This window comes from Hyphomicrobium sp. 01T421 (assembly GCF_056398805.1).
The window spans coordinates 2,697,510-2,714,747 of the sequence record NZ_JBFTQC010000001.1 but is presented as its reverse complement, the minus strand read 5'-3'; the positions used below and the strand labels follow the sequence as shown (position 1 = coordinate 2,714,747).

Annotated in this window: 16 protein-coding genes and 1 tRNA gene; 8 read left to right on the top strand and 9 right to left on the bottom strand. The window is 58.7% G+C overall.

All coding sequences use genetic code 11. The features are described 5' to 3' along the window. Positions 1–211: 211 nt before the first annotated feature. The 3 genes from mnmA to AC1DK3_RS12565 all read left to right on the top strand — a co-directional run bounded on the left by mnmA (position 212) and on the right by AC1DK3_RS12565 (position 2,436). Positions 212–1,435: a tRNA 2-thiouridine(34) synthase MnmA gene (gene mnmA, locus AC1DK3_RS12575; protein ID WP_477192526.1), complete on the top strand. Its 1,224-nt coding sequence runs from the start codon at positions 212–214 to the stop codon at positions 1,433–1,435. A 43-nt stretch (positions 1,436–1,478) separates the two neighbouring features. Further along, positions 1,479–2,210, top strand: coding sequence for a class I SAM-dependent methyltransferase (locus tag AC1DK3_RS12570; protein ID WP_477192525.1), 732 nt, complete (start codon positions 1,479–1,481; stop codon positions 2,208–2,210). A gap of 149 nt (positions 2,211–2,359) precedes the next feature. Beyond that, a tRNA-Met gene (locus AC1DK3_RS12565) sits at positions 2,360–2,436 on the top strand. Between the two features lie 341 nt (positions 2,437–2,777). On the opposite strand, the gene AC1DK3_RS12560 is transcribed toward AC1DK3_RS12565, so the two are convergent. From AC1DK3_RS12560 to AC1DK3_RS12545, 4 genes are all read right to left on the bottom strand, one after another. Next, positions 2,778–4,196, bottom strand: coding sequence for a purine-cytosine permease family protein (locus AC1DK3_RS12560; RefSeq protein ID WP_477192524.1), 1,419 nt, complete (start codon positions 4,194–4,196; stop codon positions 2,778–2,780). Between the two features lie 2 nt (positions 4,197–4,198). Continuing rightward, complete coding sequence (locus AC1DK3_RS12555) at positions 4,199–4,384, bottom strand: hypothetical protein (RefSeq protein ID WP_477192523.1); 186 nt, start codon at positions 4,382–4,384, stop codon at positions 4,199–4,201. 146 nt (positions 4,385–4,530) lie between these two features. Beyond that, a complete protein-coding gene (locus tag AC1DK3_RS12550) occupies positions 4,531–5,487 on the bottom strand; it encodes a PDR/VanB family oxidoreductase (RefSeq protein ID WP_477192522.1) in 957 nt (318 codons plus the stop codon). Between the two features lie 59 nt (positions 5,488–5,546). After that, positions 5,547–6,572, bottom strand: a complete 1,026-nt coding sequence (locus AC1DK3_RS12545) for a Rieske 2Fe-2S domain-containing protein (protein ID WP_477192521.1) — start codon at positions 6,570–6,572, stop codon at positions 5,547–5,549. A 379-nt stretch (positions 6,573–6,951) separates the two neighbouring features. On the opposite strand from AC1DK3_RS12545, the gene AC1DK3_RS12540 reads away from it, so the two are divergent. Both AC1DK3_RS12540 and AC1DK3_RS12535 read left to right on the top strand, forming a co-directional pair. Next, a complete protein-coding gene (locus AC1DK3_RS12540) occupies positions 6,952–8,031 on the top strand; it encodes a GlxA family transcriptional regulator (RefSeq protein WP_477192520.1) in 1,080 nt (359 codons plus the stop codon). A 45-nt stretch (positions 8,032–8,076) separates the two neighbouring features. Further along, positions 8,077–8,961, top strand: a complete 885-nt coding sequence (locus AC1DK3_RS12535; RefSeq protein WP_477192519.1) for a hypothetical protein — start codon at positions 8,077–8,079, stop codon at positions 8,959–8,961. Between the two features lie 54 nt (positions 8,962–9,015). On the opposite strand, the gene AC1DK3_RS12530 is transcribed toward AC1DK3_RS12535, so the two are convergent. Then, positions 9,016–9,627 (bottom strand): class I SAM-dependent DNA methyltransferase, encoded by a 612-nt coding sequence (locus AC1DK3_RS12530; protein WP_477192518.1) that lies wholly within the window; start codon positions 9,625–9,627, stop codon positions 9,016–9,018. A 112-nt stretch (positions 9,628–9,739) separates the two neighbouring features. On the opposite strand from AC1DK3_RS12530, the gene AC1DK3_RS12525 reads away from it, so the two are divergent. Beyond that, on the top strand, positions 9,740–10,873 hold the full coding sequence (locus AC1DK3_RS12525) for a glycosyltransferase (RefSeq protein WP_477192517.1): 1,134 nt from the start codon (positions 9,740–9,742) through the stop codon (positions 10,871–10,873). An 88-nt stretch (positions 10,874–10,961) separates the two neighbouring features. Here AC1DK3_RS12525 and AC1DK3_RS12520 read toward each other — a convergent pair whose 3' ends face one another. The 4 genes from AC1DK3_RS12520 to AC1DK3_RS12505 form a co-directional block, all read right to left on the bottom strand. Then, positions 10,962–11,975: a glycosyltransferase family 2 protein gene (locus tag AC1DK3_RS12520; RefSeq protein WP_477192516.1), complete on the bottom strand. Its 1,014-nt coding sequence runs from the start codon at positions 11,973–11,975 to the stop codon at positions 10,962–10,964. A gap of 32 nt (positions 11,976–12,007) precedes the next feature. Next, positions 12,008–13,093, bottom strand: a complete 1,086-nt coding sequence (locus AC1DK3_RS12515; RefSeq protein WP_477192515.1) for a glycosyltransferase family 2 protein — start codon at positions 13,091–13,093, stop codon at positions 12,008–12,010. A 177-nt stretch (positions 13,094–13,270) separates the two neighbouring features. Continuing rightward, complete coding sequence (gene arfB / locus AC1DK3_RS12510; protein WP_477192514.1) at positions 13,271–13,690, bottom strand: alternative ribosome rescue aminoacyl-tRNA hydrolase ArfB; 420 nt, start codon at positions 13,688–13,690, stop codon at positions 13,271–13,273. A 1,135-nt stretch (positions 13,691–14,825) separates the two neighbouring features. Beyond that, a complete protein-coding gene (locus tag AC1DK3_RS12505) occupies positions 14,826–15,722 on the bottom strand; it encodes a branched-chain amino acid aminotransferase (RefSeq protein ID WP_477192513.1) in 897 nt (298 codons plus the stop codon). A 192-nt stretch (positions 15,723–15,914) separates the two neighbouring features. Between AC1DK3_RS12505 and AC1DK3_RS12500 the strand changes: the two genes are divergently transcribed. Continuing rightward, positions 15,915–16,496 (top strand): MarR family winged helix-turn-helix transcriptional regulator, encoded by a 582-nt coding sequence (locus AC1DK3_RS12500; protein WP_477192512.1) that lies wholly within the window; start codon positions 15,915–15,917, stop codon positions 16,494–16,496. An 8-nt stretch (positions 16,497–16,504) separates the two neighbouring features. Next, entirely contained in the window at positions 16,505–17,209 is a 705-nt protein-coding gene (locus AC1DK3_RS12495; RefSeq protein WP_339082671.1) for a response regulator, read from the top strand. The last annotated feature ends 29 nt before the right edge of the window (positions 17,210–17,238 follow it).

The window sequence follows — 17,238 nt, the reverse complement described above, 5'->3', positions numbered from 1 at the left end:
GGCCAAACGCCGGACCTGCGCTCCACGCCGCCTTGCAGACGGCCGATTTGATAATTATTGATTGCGGAGACCAATACCCGCTGGGATCAAAATTGTCCCCGCTACGGCAATTCTCTGAATTTCTTGGATCTTTTGAAGGATAGCGGCGACGGGATATTGTTGTAGGAGCTTTTCCGTGCTCCCTTGCCAAGAACCCGAGCCAGTCGATCACATGAACCAGTTCGAAACAACATCTGCCGGCAGCAGCGCAACGCGCGCCCCAGTTGAGACGGCCGCACCGAAAAAGCGCGTCGTCGTGGCGATGTCCGGCGGCGTCGACAGCTCGGTCGCAGCCGCTATCATGAAGGCAGCCGGCCACGACGTCATCGGGGTCACGCTGCAGCTTTACGATCATGGCACCGCGTCGGGCCGCAAGGGCAGCTGCTGCGCAGGCCAGGATATCCACGATGCGCGCCGCGTCGCCGAAGCCCTCGATATTCCGCACTATGTCCTCGATTACGAAACCCGCTTCGCGGAGAAAGTGATCGAGACATTCGCAGAGAGCTATGTCGCCGGCGAAACGCCGATCCCCTGCGTTACCTGCAACAACGAAATCAAGTTTCGCGATCTTCTCGACACGGCCAAGGATCTGGGCGCCGAGGTCCTCGTAACTGGCCACTACGTTCAGCGGTACGATACCGAAGACGGTCCAGTTCTCACCCGCGCCGTCGATACCGACCGCGACCAGAGCTATTTCCTGTTCGGCATCACGAAAAAGCAGCTCGCTTCGCTGTGGTTCCCGATTGGCGGCATGCAGAAGTCAGCGGTGCGCGACCTTGCCCGCTCTTTCAACCTCCCGGTTGCGGACAAGTCCGACAGCCAGGACATCTGCTTCGTTCCGACGGGCAAGTACACCGACGTAATCGAGCGGCTGAAGCCGAACGCGCTCGAGTCCGGAAATATCGTGCACCTCGACGGCCGCATTCTCGGCCGCCACGACGGCATCGTGCACTACACGGTCGGCCAGCGCCGCGGCATCAAAATTCCGGCGGCCGAACCGCTTTACGTCGTCCGTCTAGACGCCTCCAGGAATGAGGTCGTCGTCGGCCCTAGATCCGCCCTGCAGACCGCGGGCCTAATGCTCCGCAACGTCAATTGGCTCGGGGAAAAGCCTTTGAGCGAGGTCGCGGAAGGCGGCCTCTCCCTCTATGTTCGTATGCGATCGTCGCAGACGCTCCGGCCCGCCATATTGACCGTCGAAGAGAACGGCGCGGTCAGGGTCGAGCTTGCTGACGGCGAAGAGGGTATTGCGACGGGGCAGGCGTGCGTGTTTTATGCCGGCGCCGGGACGGAGGGACGTGTCCTCGGCGGGGGATGGATCGCAAAAACGATCAAGGCCACCAATACCGCCGGAGAGGCGGTTAGGAACAACACGATGGCTGGCGCGGGCCGCTAGGTACATCGCATGAATTCGATTGCGGACGAATGGAGATCGGGCAGTGAGCGATAATAAGCCTTCGGGCTTCCACGCCTCGTCAGGAGCGCGTGCAGGAGCACAGAAAAGGCGGTCGGACGCGAAGGTTTTGCAGCTCGATGAAGGCCAGGTCCGCGACGCATACCGTCGCTGGGCGCCGGTTTATGATTATACCTTCGGCGCGATCTCGACGGCCGGCCGCCGCCACGCCGTCGAAATCATCAATTCTGGTGACGGACGCGTGCTCGAAGTTGGCGTCGGCACCGGCCTCTCGCTCCCCGACTACAAAAAGCATTTGGACATCGTTGGCATCGATCTCGCGCCGGAGATGCTCGATAAGGCGCGCGAGCGCGTCAAGGCCGAGAAGCTGACGAATATCTCGGGCCTTCACGAGATGGACGCGAGCAACCTTCGCTTCCCCGATAACTCCTTCGACAAGACGGTCGCGATGTACGTGATCACCGTCGTGCCCGATCCGCAGAAGGTCATGCAGGAATTGTCGCGGGTGACGAAGCCGGGCGGCGAGGTCATGCTCGTCAACCACTTCAGCCAGGAAGACGGCGTCCGCGGCTGGGTCGAGCGGCAGATGGCGCCGTTCGCCGATCTCGTAGGCTGGCACTCGGTATTCGACGTTTCGCGCGTGATGGTATGCCCCGAACTGAAGCTGATAGACCGTAAGGCGCTGCGGCCCTGGGGCATTTTCACAATGATGCGCTTCCGCAAGGAAGGGGCAATCAATCAGGTTGCGGCGGAATAGCCCCGCGGAATACCCGAAATTAGTGTCCCTTCCCGGCCCTATCGCATTTTGTTGGCACGGATGTGCCGCCGGGACGGAGCGCCGTGTTGACAGAAAGCAGCGGTGCTCCCTATAGACGGTCGCCTTAGTGCCAGCATGCTGGCCGGTGTGGCGGGATAGCTCAGGTGGTTAGAGCGAAGGTCTCATAATCCTTAGGTCGGCGGTTCAAGTCCGCCTCCCGCTACCACTCACACCCTTTGAAATATAAATGTTTCCACCCGACGCGGAGTCAGTCCGGAGTCGAACGGGCGGCGAATAAAGCGAATACGAGCGCGCACAAAAGCCGGCGCAGCGCGTGTTCCGGATTATTGCGCGTGAAGCCCTCACCCGGCAGAGGCTGTATTGTACGAAAAACGCCGGACCTAAACTCGTTCGCGTTTTCTGGCGGCGGTCCCGAAGCTTTCGAGCTTCGGTTGAAAAATTCGCCGACACAAGTCGTCAGGCACAGGCGAAACAGCATTCAGTGAAAATGCGAGAGGCTTTGAAAGTCAAAAAAAGCGCCGGCACGATGGCCGGCGCTTTGGAATATCACGCGGTGTATCCACCTCTTCCGCCCGGCCGCAACAAGCTCTTGGTCAAGACGTAGTGGACCAATCCCGCCGCGATGCATGACGGGACCGACGCACTGATCACATTGAACAAGGCGCTATGTGCGGTGAGCGACAGCGGGTTGAAGAGCGCGTAGTAGACGAGCCCGCCGACGATGAGCGCGACGAAAGCGATCCAGTTAATTCCACCCCAGAAGGCGTAGTCAGTTCCAGGCTCGTCACGGTAAAGGTCGCGTGAGTTCACCTGCCCTCGACGCAGCAGAATGTAATCGACCGCAGTAACGCCGGAGAGAGGCGCAAATCCCAGCGCAGTCCACGCAAGAAATACGAAGAAATTATCGTAGATCTGGGCTGGAAAAAACGAGACGATGATCACCGGAACGAAGAGAGCGCCCGTCAAGACACCCCAGGGGATGTTCTCGAAGCGCCGCCCTCCCGCCTGTCGCATCGCCAGGCACATTCCGTAGAAGATGCTGACGATCGCGGTGATGTTCGCCAACCCGATGAACAGCAGCGCGATGACGCCGATGGTCATTCCGCCGAGCGGGATCATCCAAGTCGTGGGATCGAAACTGCCGAGGCTCAACGCCGCCAGCAATCCGATCACCTCGCCAACGACCGCTGCCGCAAAGATGCCGGTGATGTTCGGCCACAATGCTGCGCGCGGCGTCTTGGTGAAGCGGGCGATATTGCCGAGGATCGGCCACCATCCGAAACTCGCGGCAAGATTGATCTCGACCGCCACCATGAAATTAGTGCTTGGATCGTCGAACGGCTGCAGTGGGGCCGCAGCAGCAATGGCGGTCCATGATTTCTCGGCAAACAGAAGAATCAAAATGCCCGCGCACAGGGCGAGCTTTCCCGGCCCCACGATCCGGTTCAGCCATTTGACTGCAGTCGGCCCTTTCCAGAGAAGCACCCAGGAAATCACGATGGCGACAATCCCGAACATCGTAACCCCAAGGTCGTTCGGGCCTATGGCCGTTCCGGCCGTGCTGTTTGTGACCTCGCTGATCGCCCGGCCGAACATGATCGCCAAGACGGAAGACCAGCCGACACCGTAGATGGCGAGAAAGATGCACACGAGCATCAAGACGCCGAGGCGCCCGAAAACGCTGCGCGCGAAAGTAAATTGCTCGACACCGTATTTGCTCGTGCCCAGGCAAACGCTTACCGACACGATCGCGACACCGATAACGTTGCCGATAATGATGGCCGCGATGCCATCTCGCGCGCCGACGAACATCGCAGTCGTTCCGCCGAGGAGAAAGGCCCAGGTGGCGACCGCGATTCCGATGTTGACCCAAGAGTGGTCTAATAGTCCGAGCTGACGTTCTTCTTTTAGGACCGGGAGCGTGCCGAAGGCAGAACTGGCGCCCGTAAAATTCGTTTCCGCCATGATCAAATCCCCGCCCGGACGACGGCTGTGCCCACAGCGACGAGAATTGCAAAACTGAACCAGAGCAGGAGTTCCCACCGGGAAATATCTGCCCTGGCCGGATCTCCGTAGCCATCTCGCAGCACGATATCGAGACGCCGGTTCAGCTCCTTCTGGATTTCACTTTCGCGGATTATGGATTCTTTCATTGGCACCCTCCCTGGATTTTTTATTTTTTAGGACAGCACGTCGGCGCCCCCCTTAGGCGAGATCGCGCCGTTGGCGCTCTTTTGCAGCATCGTGATTGTCACTTTTCGTGCGGCTCACCTCCCTCGGTCGCGATCCGGCATCGTTGTCAAATATCCAAAACGAGCACGTCGCTTCGTGCGCGCGAGCAGCAGATCATCATCGTGTTCTTCTTCTGCCGTTCCTCCTCTGTGAGCAGCGTATCCCGGTGATCAACGACGCCCTCGATCACCTTCGTCTCGCAGGTGCCGCAGAACCCCTGGCAGCAGGAGTGCGGGATGGATGGATCGACCTTCAGAAGCTCTGTCAGAATGGTTGACCCAGGAGGTATGACGATGCGTCGGCCAGAGCGCTTCATCACCACCTCGAAAGGCTTATCCGAAGCGTCACCATTAACCGGGGCCGCGAATGTCGAAGCTGCAAAACGTTCGACGCGCAGCGCAATGTCGTGGCGCGTGCCGCACAAGGATGCGAGTTCGTCGAGCATTCCACTGGGGCCGCAGGCGTAGATTTGAGCGCCGGGCTTGGCTTGGCTCACAATGTCTCTGATGTTCAGCTTCCCGATCTCGCCTGGGGCAAGCGTGACATTCGCCTGTGGCAACCGGCGGACCTCGTCGAGCAACCCCATCGATGCGAGGGACCTGCCAGCGTAATAGAGATGCCATGAGCTTCGGTCGCGGACGGCATCGGCCATCGGCAAGATCGGCGTGATGCCGATACCGCCTGCGATGAAAATGTAGTCTTGCGCCGCCTCGAGCCGAAAATGATTGACGGGCGCGCTGACGTTCAGAACGTCACCTAACTTGAGCCTGGAGTGGATCTCGCGAGAGCCTCCGCGCCCGCCCTCCGCATCCTTGACGGCTATTTTGTACTGCGAACCATCGCTCCCTCTGGCGTAAAGCGAGTATTGCCGCATCAGGCCAGAGGGTAGGCGAAGCTTGATGTGCGCACCCGGCTCCCAATCCGGGAGACGCCCTCCTTTTGGATCGGTCAAAGTCAACGAGATCACCTGATGTGCCTCGCGCCGCAAGCAGTCGACGCGAAGCCGAAGGTCAGTGCCTGGCATATTGAAATCCACGAGCCGTGCCGATCGCACAGTTGAATTGCGGATAGTTTCGAGACCGCCTATTCGGCGGCCTCGCTCTGCACATAGCCAAATCGCTCTTGGATTTTGTCGACGACATCCATCACGGCGCGGCGATAGTTGAGCGTCACGATATCCGCCGAGCAGGAGAACTCTCGCACCTTGCCGTCGAGCGGCACCTCTTTCGGCACGATTCTGCTGACGATCGGCGTATCCTCCTCGAATACCTTTGTTTCGAGAGCGAGAATGTCGTCCGCTGTCCCGTGCTTGAAGTCGGAACACGTCGCACTGCCCCAATAGACGATGCACTTTTCGGGCCCGACCGGAGACGGAAAGTCGACCAGGTAGCGATGCCCGCCTTCGCCGTAGTCATAGAGAATGGTCGCGATGCCGGGCGCGTAGACATGATAGTGCATCCACGATTCACCCATCGAGGAGAACTCGGACCCCTCCACTCTCGGATAAAAGATGGTCGTCGAAACTTCGCGACCGCTACGATGGATCTGCATGGAATCGACGATTGGGCTGACGTTACCCATCGATCCTGAGTGCACGAAAGCAAAGTGCGCCATGTCATTGAAATTTTCAGTGGCGGCCATGAAGCCGATATCCATCGGAATGGGCGCTGCCGCGCGCCAGTCGAGCTTCAGATTTTGGATTTCCGGAGGATTCGGAAGATCGAACATCGGCTCTTCGAGGCACGTCCATATATGCTCGAAGCGTTCGATCACCGGGTATGCGCGAATGGCCGGCGCATTTGGTGGGAACTTCGAAGCATCCGGAAGCGCCGGAATTCCGGTGCATTTTCCGCTGCTGCCGTCATACGTCCAACCGTGATAGGGACAACGAACACCAGAATCGCAAACCTCGCCGCCCGCCAAATCTCCTCCTCTATGCACGCAATATCGGTCGGTGACACGAGCCTGTCCGTCCTTATCGCGAAAGACGACGAGATCGCGCCCTAAGAGAACAGCTGCTTTTGGCTTTGAGATATCTTGGCTGCGAGCGACGACAAACCAACAGTGGTGATAGGCCTGTTGCAGTGCGGCTTTGGAATAGCGGCTCACTGTTAAATCTCCCGATCCGTGCTTTTTTAAACCATTGCATCCGCCCGAGTTCGCGCCGGCGGCTCCGAATGACAAGCTCGCCGAAAGCTGCAGAAGGTTTGCGAAACTCTGCTGCTCTGGATGTCAAGATAGGTTGAGGTCCAGGGGCGAGCTTGCCATAATGCGCAGCGGAGATGCGCCATATGACAAGTACGCGCGCGCTCATCATTTTAATCTGCATACGCGGCTAATCCCGCACGCGAGAGGACGCACGAGTTGAAACGCAGCTTTGGAGCCGCTCGATTTCGGCAATGATGGGGGAGGTTTAGTGGAGCACCGAAAGACACCTGGTTGTGCCGTAAACGAGCTGCCTCCGAGCAACGGCCAGAAGATGCAACCGGTGCCCGCCGCTGCCTATCAGGTCAGGGTGTTGGTTCTCCCCGGCTCGACGGAACTCGATCTGACACTGCACCAGGAGCTGTTCCGCGTTGCCAATGGACTCCTCAATAAGAAGCTGTTCTGCGTCGATATTCTGACTATTGACGATCAGAATGTTACACTGACGAACGGCCGGGTGATCGCGCCGACAGCCACACTTAATCTCTCCGGCGAATGCGCTCTATCCATCGTTCTCTCCCACATCAATCCCGCTCCTGCGCTGATCCCTGTTATCCATAGCGCGGTCAGGAAGCTCGCAAAGACATCCACACTTATCGCAGCCGCCGACCAGGCACCGCTCCTTCTCGCAAGCGCGGGCATGTTGGACGGTAGGATCGCAACATGCCACGTCGATCTGATGCTTGCGGCACATGAGAGCTATCCCGCGGTAGAATTCGTCGATCGGCTGTGGATCCGGGATGGCGACATCCTAACATATCCCGGCCATCTTTCGACGGTCGACACCATGGTCGAGTACATTGGCGAGATACTCGGCGCAGAATTCGCGGAGGCGCTTTCTGCGGAGTTGATTTCCCACTCGCCGCGATCTCCGCACCTGTCTCAGCGCAGCACGCGAAATACAGTTGAAGGAAACAGCGATCGGCGCGTTCAAAAGGCGATCGACGTAATGCGATCGCATATCGAAGCGCCGCTCAGCATTCCGGCCATTGCTGAAAAAGTCGGCGTATCGACGAGATCTCTCGAGGTCCTTTGGCGGAATGTGCTCGGATCTTCGCCTCAGCTTTTCTACATGCGGGAGCGCATCAACCACAGCTGCTCCCTGCTTTTGTTCAGCGGCCTTTCCATCACACAGATTTCATGCGCGTGCGGCTTCGGTTCCGGTGCATCGTTCTCGCGCGCCTTTGCCGATCTGACGGGGCTCTCTCCGCGCGAATATCGCAGGAAGCACGGCAATAAAATCGCGCCGGCGGTGCTTCTGAAAAATCGAATGACGCGTCGCGCGCAATCCGTCGAGGCGGTCGCCAACGGCGCCGCGAAGCAAGAGCCGCGATCGACCTTGAAGGGCACCCGCGTATCCTGAACGCGCGCCGAGACGAACACAGAGGAGAGCCCTGGAATGGCTTGCATGTCACTTGTTGAAGGAACAGAAACCGGCCAACGGACGGTGCCGGAGCAGCTCATCGGCTGCTGGAAGCGACACAGCATCGACTTCAAGGACGGAACGGTGGACCGCACGACGCGTGTCCTCTGGCTTCAAACGGCATCCGGCGTCGCCGACATTCGCATTTCAGCTGACCGTCCCGATATGCGCCACCGTACAGGGCTCGAGAGCTGCACCCCGGACGAACTGTTGGCCTTGGCCGAGCAGGACTGTTTTGCCGCGACGACGCTATTCGATCCGGCCGCAACTCCCTACCCAACGGCAATCTGGCCAATTTCGCTCGATCTCTTTCGCTTTCAGCCGGTTGTGAGTTTTCCCGAACCGGGCTGGCTCGAGTGGAAAGACAATGGAAGCGTGATGATGGAATACGCACCAAGCGGCGCGTACGAGGAGGACTGGCGCCTGCTCGAGATGAAGCCGCCGTTTGCAATCCATCTCATGAAGGTCACCAACGACGCAATCGAGTGCCTGTATGTGGTCGGCAACCATGCGGTGCGAGCCAGGAGCCGGCATCGCGCGATTACGCAGCAGCGACCGCTCGTCGATATAGCACGCCGACTCGGCAACGACCTCGCGCCGATCCGCGAAATGCTCGATTGCGAATTCTCATACGCCCAGAGAGATGCAGCATCGAAAGATTATGTCATCGAGCTTTCGACGCTTCCCTGGCTCGAAGGCCAAAAACTGAATTGCGATTGGGTTTTCGACATCGCCGCCGGGCAGGTCTTCGCCTACGATCCGGATCGGCACGCATGGAAGGTCGAGTCGCTGTGGCGGCTGGAGTCGGCGAGACCCAGGGCGGACAGATTAGGCTCAAGCCCGTCTCTCGCGACCACGAACACTGTTTGAATCATCGAAGGTTTTGCGCCGAGCCAAAGTCGGTCATGGCTCGGAGGGACAAGACTAGGTCGTCGATGAGCGCGCGAGCCACGCCGTCCGCCCACCGGCCAATGGGTCTTCAACCGTGTGGGCGATGACGTCAAATCCCGAGGCCGCGAGCAATGCCCGGTATTCGGCGGCATCGAGACTGGCATGATAAAGCGGATCGCCGCGATAGGAACCAATGGCTTCTCCGTGAGCCGGCCCGCTATTGAACATCAGCAGCGCCGACGCTGACGCATGCACTGCGAACACCCGGAACATCTTGCGTTGATCGTCGGGCTTGAGATGAAAGAAGCTGTCCCACGCAAGGATGCCGTCGAAGCGTTTTCCGAGCGAGATGGATCGCATGTCGGCGACGGTCCATTCTTGATCGGGCATGCGGCTTCGACAAAGGGAGATAAAGGTCGGCGAAGCATCGACCCCCGTCACGCGGAACCCGCACTCCACGAGATGGCGCCCGATCGGCTCGCCCGCGCCGCAGCCGAGATCGAGTATCGCTGCGCCGTGCGGGAGAGCCTCGACAAATTGATCGAGCCACCGTTTGTCGTTCCACCCCGCGTCGCGGCGATCGGCATCCCAAGCCAGCGCGTGGCGTTCGTAATGACTGATGATGCGCTCGGAAAGGTCGGTCATAGGACTTCCTAACTAGGCCGCCTCTCCGATCCGATTGCTGTGAATTGCGATGTGCATGCCATACAATTCATGAAATTCCAATGGTACGCTAAAGCGAACCAATCGGTGTTGCATGAACTTGATCAGAAGCATTTCATCGCCGCTTTTTCGGCATCGTTACGACATTGCGTTGATCACCGATATTAGATTTCCCGGCGGCACCGGTTCGTCAAACGCTACCGAAATCGATATCCAGCACGAGGCAGGGCTGCGGACCGCTCTCTTCCATGCTCCTTCGCCGCAAATTCCGTCCAAGAAGGTTCCTATAGGCCCGAAGATCGCGACGTGCTTGAACAACGGCCGTGCTCATCTCCTGGAGAATTCAGCAAAGGTCTACGCGCCACTCACCATCATCCGGCACCCGACAGTCGCCAGCACCCGCGACTTCCTGCCGGGAAATCTCAAAACAGATCGGGTCATCGTCGTCGTCAATCATCCCGCCCTACGCGGGAACGGCGTCGTCGATTACGAGCTGGTCGACGTCATAGCGAACGTCAAGGCAACGCTCGGCCACGTGCCCGAATTGCGCGCGAACAGCCCGCTCGTCGAAAGTTACTCCCGCGGCCCCCGAAGCCAGGACGTGGAGCTCGGTGATCTCTGGCCGAATGTCTTCCGTATCCCGGCGAGCACGACACGGCGACATCCATCGAGACCGTTCGTGATCGGCCGGCACTCGCGCGATAGCTCCGAAAAATGGCCGGACACTGCAGAAACGATACGTCAAGCTTACCCGGATGCTGAGGGCATCAACGTCAAGATTCTGGGTGGTGCGAAAGTACCGGCACGCATACTCGGTTCAATGCCGCCGAATTGGAACGTGCTCGAATTCGATCCGTTCGGCCCGGAAGCGTTCCTGCAGTCGATAGACGTCTACGTCTACTTCCATCATCCCGATTGGGTCGAAGCCTTCGGACGCGCTCCTTGCGAAGCAATGCTGGCCGGCGTGCCGGCGATACTTCCGCGTTCGTTCGAACCGCTATTCAAAAGCGCCGCGCTCTACTGCGAGCCGCACGAGGTTTTGTCGCTTGTCAGCAAGCTTCAGGACGATCCGGAATTTTATGCACGTCGCGCCGAAGCCGGTCGCGCCGAGCTGATCTCCAGGTTCGGAGCCGACCGCCATATCGAACGGCTTGTAGATGCCGGCGTCCTGCGGCCCAAAAGTTCGAACCGCATCTCGCCTCTATTGGCCCGACTGAGGTTGCAATAAGCCCGTCGGCGCCCGGTGACGGGCTGTGCTCCGCCTCCCCGATCCGCGATCCCATAACTGTCGATCGCGAACGACGAAACGTCTCCGCTTACGCGATCCGCTTGCGGATTGATTGGTGCCACCGCTCTAAATGCCGGCGCATTCCACGCTGCGGGACATCAATTTTCTTCAGATCGGATGCGGGAGAGGGAGCGGGCTCGGGCCCTTTCGGCGGAGCGCGCCTGAACTCCGGCAGCCCATTGTGTCGAATCGCTTCGACAGCATCCTTAATTGCTTGATCGGCCCAATGTGGCGCGCCCTTACGCTTTTTGTACTGAAAAGACGAGTAGATGTTCGTGTCGATCCATGCGTTCGATGTATGAAGTGTGCGGTAAACGAGCGCCTTCTGGAGGAACAAGGTCCCGCCCAACGCGTGTGCTGCTGGGGCGAGGTAGCCGTCCGCGCAATCCTTATAAGCCAGACTCCTGTTGGGCTTGAGGTACTTCAATACAGCTCGCCTAAACATCATCGCTGAGGTGGACGTCCAATGCCACCCTGGTGTTGTTTTCCCGATATACAGGAGCCTCGGCTTTTCGTGGTCGTGAACTGCGAGAGAATTTCCGTAACGCTGCATTCCAGCGGTATAGATGTCGCCTCTCAAACCTCTTCCAAGTATGCCGCGTTCGGTCGTCAGGTATTGATCAGTTGAAACGATCGGGCACATGACGCCGGCGCCCAAATGCGCGGCCAGCGCCTCTTCCAGAAACGTCTGGGCGTATCTGTCGTCGGGGTCCAGCAAGCAGACGAAATCGCCCGTCGTCCGCTCAACGCCTGTGAAGAAGGCCGGGATTTGCCCCACATTTTCGCCAAGCGTATGGATCGTCACCCGGCTGTCGTTCATCTCGGCGACGATTTTGATCGCCGCTTCGCGATGCGCAGCATCCGATCCGTCATCGACAACGACGCATTCCCAATTCTCGTGAGTTTGATCGAGGATAGAGAGTATAGCGTCTCGGAGGTGGTCCGAATAATTGTGGTGCGTGACGATGACCGAAACCAGGGGATTTCCCCACTTCGCGCGGTCCAGCCCACTCGACCCTTCATCGATTTCGATGACCTGCATTGCCCCTCGTTGGCTTGAATTCAGCCTCAGATTTAGATCGCTACGATGCTGCCACATAGGTAAATCACGGGCGCCGTTGCCATCGCGTCCAAGATCACGGGCAAAGCAACCCGTTTGCGGATGGACTTTCGCCACCGCTCTAAATGCCGGCGCATCCCACGCCTTTGGACCTCGACGTTTTTTGAAGCCGGTGCGGGAGCTGAAGCGGGTGCGGATACTTTCGGGGGATCGCGTCTGAACTCCGGCAACCCATTGGCTCTGATCGCTTCGATCGCATCTTCAACTGCTACCTTGGCCCATTGCGGCGCACCTTTGCGCTGCATGTCCTGTCCCGACGCATAAATATCAGAATCGATCCATGCATTTGACGCATGAAGCGTTCGGTAAACGAGAGCCTTCTGAAGGAACAAGGTTCCCCCTAACGCATGGGCTCCTTGGGCCAGATAGCCGTCCGCGCATCTCTTGTAGGCAAGCTTCTTATTGGGCTTGAGCAACTTCAGTGCAGTTCGCCTAAACATCATCGCTGACGTGGACGTCCAATGCCACCCCGGTGTGTTCGGCCAGGTGAACAAGAGCCTCGACTTTTCGGGTTTGCGCGCTTCGAGATATTTTCCGTACGGCGGCATCCCAGCGGTGTAGAGGTCGCCTCTCAATCCACTTCCAATTATACCGCGTTCGCTCGTCAAGTATTGTTCGGTGCAAACGATTGGGCACATGACACCGGAGCCCAAATGCGCGGCGAGCGCCTCTTCCAGAAACGACCTGGCGTACCTGTCGTCCGGATCGAGCAAGCAGACGAAATCGCCCGTCGTCCGCTCAACGCCTGCAAAGAAAGCGGGGACCTGCCCCACATTTTCATCGAGTGTAAGGATCGTCACCCGGCTGTTGTTTATCTCAGCTACGATTTTTGCTGCAGCATCGCGATGCTCGGCATCCGATCCGTCATCGACGACAACGCACTCCCAATTTTCGTGAGTTTGATCGAGGATAGAGAGTATAGCCTCTCGGAGATGACTCGAATAATTGCAGTGCGTGATAACGACGGAGATCAGCGGATTATGCCATTTGGCGCGGTCCAGCTTGACGCGCGAGGGTTTCCCCCCTTTGAATCCGTGCATTGAGGCCCCCACCCTTTATCCGCATTACGGATATATCGCCTCGCGGGAGGTGGTACAAGTGTACCACCGGGGGTAAGGCCCGGTGAATAGCATGCGTTAGAACAGTCTCTTGGGGACATTCTCGGGGAAGGAACGGGGGAGCAGAGCTGCGGCGACGCAGCGCAAATTTCGCACTGATCAATCGAAATCAACTTTCCGGCTGCGCATCTTCTTCACATGCCCGCGCACTGTCTTCGCCTTGATCCGTTCCTCGCGTGCGCCGCGAGACGGCTTCGTCTTGATCCTGAGCTTCGGACGCTCCAACGCGGTCTCGACGAGTTCGATGAGACGCGCGCGAGCATCGGCTCTGTTCTGCTCCTGGCTGCGAAAGCGATCTGCCTGAATGACGATGATGCCCTCAATCGTCAAACGGCGGCCCGCAAGACGTTTCAGCTTATCGCGCGCGTAATCGGGAATGGATGTGTTTGCCCCGAGATCGAAGCGAAGCTCGACCGCCGTCGAAACCTTATTGACGTTTTGGCCGCCTGGTCCCGACGCGCGCACGAAGCGTTCCTCGAGTTCCGTTTCAGCGATCTCGAGAGCATCCGTCACACGCATGGCCCGTCAGCACCCTTCCAAAATCGACCTGTTCCTGACCGCGTTTCCGGCGACGGTCGATTATGCTCGATGAGATGTATCACCGGCCTCCCCGAGCGCAAACCGTGCCGGAAATGCCCGTCTTATGCTCCGGATTCCCACAGGCTTTCGGGCATCTACAGAATGGCCGGTTGCCAAAAATCGATTCCCCGCCAAACAGTCGTAGGTCGCTTTCGGTGATTCGAAACGTTGTTAACTTCGCTGAGGGGAACCAATTGTTCGCCAAAAGCGTCAACTCGGTGCAACATTGATTCGGCACCGTTAGTTCGCATTCGAGCAATTGCGTTTACCGAGTCTTTAGCGTCGCCGCTTAGCGTCATTGAGTTACCGAAGAATTCAGGACGCCCGTCGGGGGTTCACTGAATTCTAGTGAATGACACGACGAAAGGTCGAGCTCGCCGCCATGCGATCTGCCACGACAGCTGTGATTTCGTCCACCGATACCGCCGTTCGTAGGGCGCATTGGGGCCCTTCCGCGCGGTTCGTCGGGCTAGCGATCGCGTCGATCGCCCCTGCTCTTTTCTGGTGCGTTGTGGTCGAGCTGATCGCCTATTTGTCAGGGGTCTCGCTGTCGCCGATGGCAGTAGGCGCGTTGTTTATCACCATCGCCGCATTCTTGTTTGCCATCTGCGCACCTCTCATATTGCGCAACTCGCCTGCCAAAGAGCAGGCCCCGCACGCCGTCACGCCTGACCTGAACGGTCGCCCGGCTAGCCGATAACAAACAAGCTTCGAGCGGCTAGCTTCCCGCCCAGTCGCATACCATTTGATCGCAAATGCGCTTTCTCGGGCCACCGCCAGGACAAGGCCCGCGAACGAATTCGCATTTCCGGCAGGAATAGGATGACAGACACCCTCGCCAACCGCGGTTGCGTTTAAAATTGCAGGTCAAAATCGACTGACAATTGAGCTGGATACCGGGATCGCCGCCTGGGCCCTGAGCCAAGGCGGCGTCCGAACCGCAAAATGCGGTGATCAGTACAGCGAAGACAAGTAATGCTCTCGCCATTTGAAGTACCGGACAAGTTCAAGCCGCAAAGCACAAGCATCACCCTGTGCGCGACTCGGCGCAAGCCGGAAACTCCGTAATAAGCGCCTATTCCGCAGCGACGCGCTTCTTCGGCTTCACCAGTTCCATATAGTCATTGAGAAGAGTTTCGGAGATGGAACCGGGCTTGTATTTGTGCTCGCCGATCTCAGAAACCGGCGTGACTTCCGCCGCCGTGCCGGTGATGAAGCACTCGGAGAATGAGCCGAGCTCTTCCGGCATGATCACACGTTCGACGACAGTGATGCCGCGCGCCTTCGCAAGATCGATGACGGTGCGGCGCGTGATGCCGTTGAGGAAGCAATCGGCCTCCGGCGTATGCACCACGCCATCCTTCACGAAGAAGATGTTGGCGCCGGTGCATTCGGCGACGCGGCCGCGCCAATCGAGCATCAACGCGTCCGAGTATCCGGCGCGTTCGGCGCGGTGTTTCTCGATGGTGCAGATCATGTAGAGACCCGCAGCCTTGGCCCTCGAAGGCGCACAGGCCGGATCGGGACGGCGATAAACGGCGTCGGTGATGCGAATGCCCTTGAGGCGCTGCTCCATGGGGAAATAGGAGCCCCAATCCCACGCCGCGACCGCGAGATGAATTTTCGCCTGTTGCGCTGAGACGCCCATCTGTTCGCTGCCGCGCCAGGCAATCGGCCGAACGTAGCAATCCGAGAGCTTGTTTGCGGCGATGACATCGCGGCAGGCCTGATCGATCTCGGCGACCGAATAAGGAATTTCGAAATCGAGGATCCGGGCACTTTCGACCAGGCGCTCGCTGTGCTCGGTGAGCTTGAAGATCTCACCGCCATACGCGCGCTCGCCCTCAAACACCGAGCTCGCATAATGGAGCGCGTGCGTCAGAAGGTGCACCTTCACGTCGCGCCAGTTGACGAGGGTTCCGTCGATCCAAATGAGCCCGTCGCGATCGTGATAGGGGATGAGGTCGGCCATGCCAGTCCAATTCCTTCCAGGGCTTTTATAGTTACCGGTTGCCGGGTTCTGTCGGGCGTCTCGAGAGGGACCTGGCAGGCTGCAGACGCCTTTGACGTGCGTTTCAGCGCGCCACGCGCAGAAGCAGAGACCTGCCGGGACAAGCCAGCATTTTAGCTTGCAACAGAATACAATCGAGGCCAATAAGTCAACATGGCTGACATAACGTCAGAAGGCCCGTCCGAACACCTTGGCGCAACTGGGCATTCCCCCGCCGCGGCGGAAGATGACCGGCCTTCTCCGCTCTTCGATCTGATCGGGTACATAGAGCTTTTCTATTTTGCCTATCGTGATTTTACGTGCGACCCGGATGCAATCCTGGCTCAGTACGGCTTTGGCCGCGCCCACCACCGCGTCTTGCATTTCGTGCACCGTATTCCGGGCCTGAAGGTCGCGGAATTGCTGGATATTTTGAAAATCACCAAGCAGTCGCTGGCGCGCGTGCTCAAGCAGCTGGTCGATGAGGGATTCATCATACAGAAGGCCGGAAACGAGGATCGGCGCGAACGGCGGCTATACCTCTCAGCCAAGGGCGCGCGGCTGAACGATAAACTGACACAAATTCAGGCCAAACGCATCGAGGGGGCGCTCGCGAACCTCGGCCCTGGCGCTGATGCTCTTGCGAGAAATTTTCTCTTTGGGATGATCACTGAGAAAAACCGGCCCCAGGTAGAAACCCTCATCAAGGGTCAGCGCGCTGACACTTCGGAAGCTGCACCCGATTGCAACACATGAGAGCCCTGATGGCCCAGGAACGAGCCGAGCCTTTGGCGGACAACGCCCCGCACATACTGGTCGTAGACGACGATCAGAAGATCAGAGGACTTCTCGGGCGTTTTCTATCGAGTAACGGCTTCCGCGTGACCGAGGCGGCGGATGCCGCAGCAGCCCGCGCGTTCATGCGCGGCTTGGCATTCGATCTCGTGCTTCTCGACGTGATGATGCCCGGCGAAAGCGGCCTTTCCCTCGCACGCGATCTGAAGCTGACGCGCCCCGTCCCGATCTGCATGTTGACGGCCCTCGCCGAAGCCCAGGACCGGATTTCTGGCCTCGAAGCCGGCGTCGACGATTACGTCTCGAAGCCGTTCGATCCTCGCGAGTTGCTGCTCCGCCTTCGCAATATCTTGCGTAGAGGCCAGGTGCAGTCCGCCCCGCGCGACGAGATCCGCATGGGCGGCTGCGTTTTCAGCATTGCCCGCGGTGAATTGAAACGCGACGATGAAGCGATCAAGCTCACCGAGCGCGAGCGGGATCTGTTGAGGCTCTTCTCTCAGCGCATTGGCGTCGCCGTCCCCCGTCATGAACTGTCGAGCGATGACAGCACGGGAAGCGAACGCGCGATCGACGTGCAAATCAATCGCCTGCGACGCAAGATCGAGGCCGACCCGTCGAACCCTGTCTACCTGCAGACGGTAAGAGGCAAGGGCTATATTCTCTACACCGATTGAGCCCACTACACGAATTGACCGCGATGACG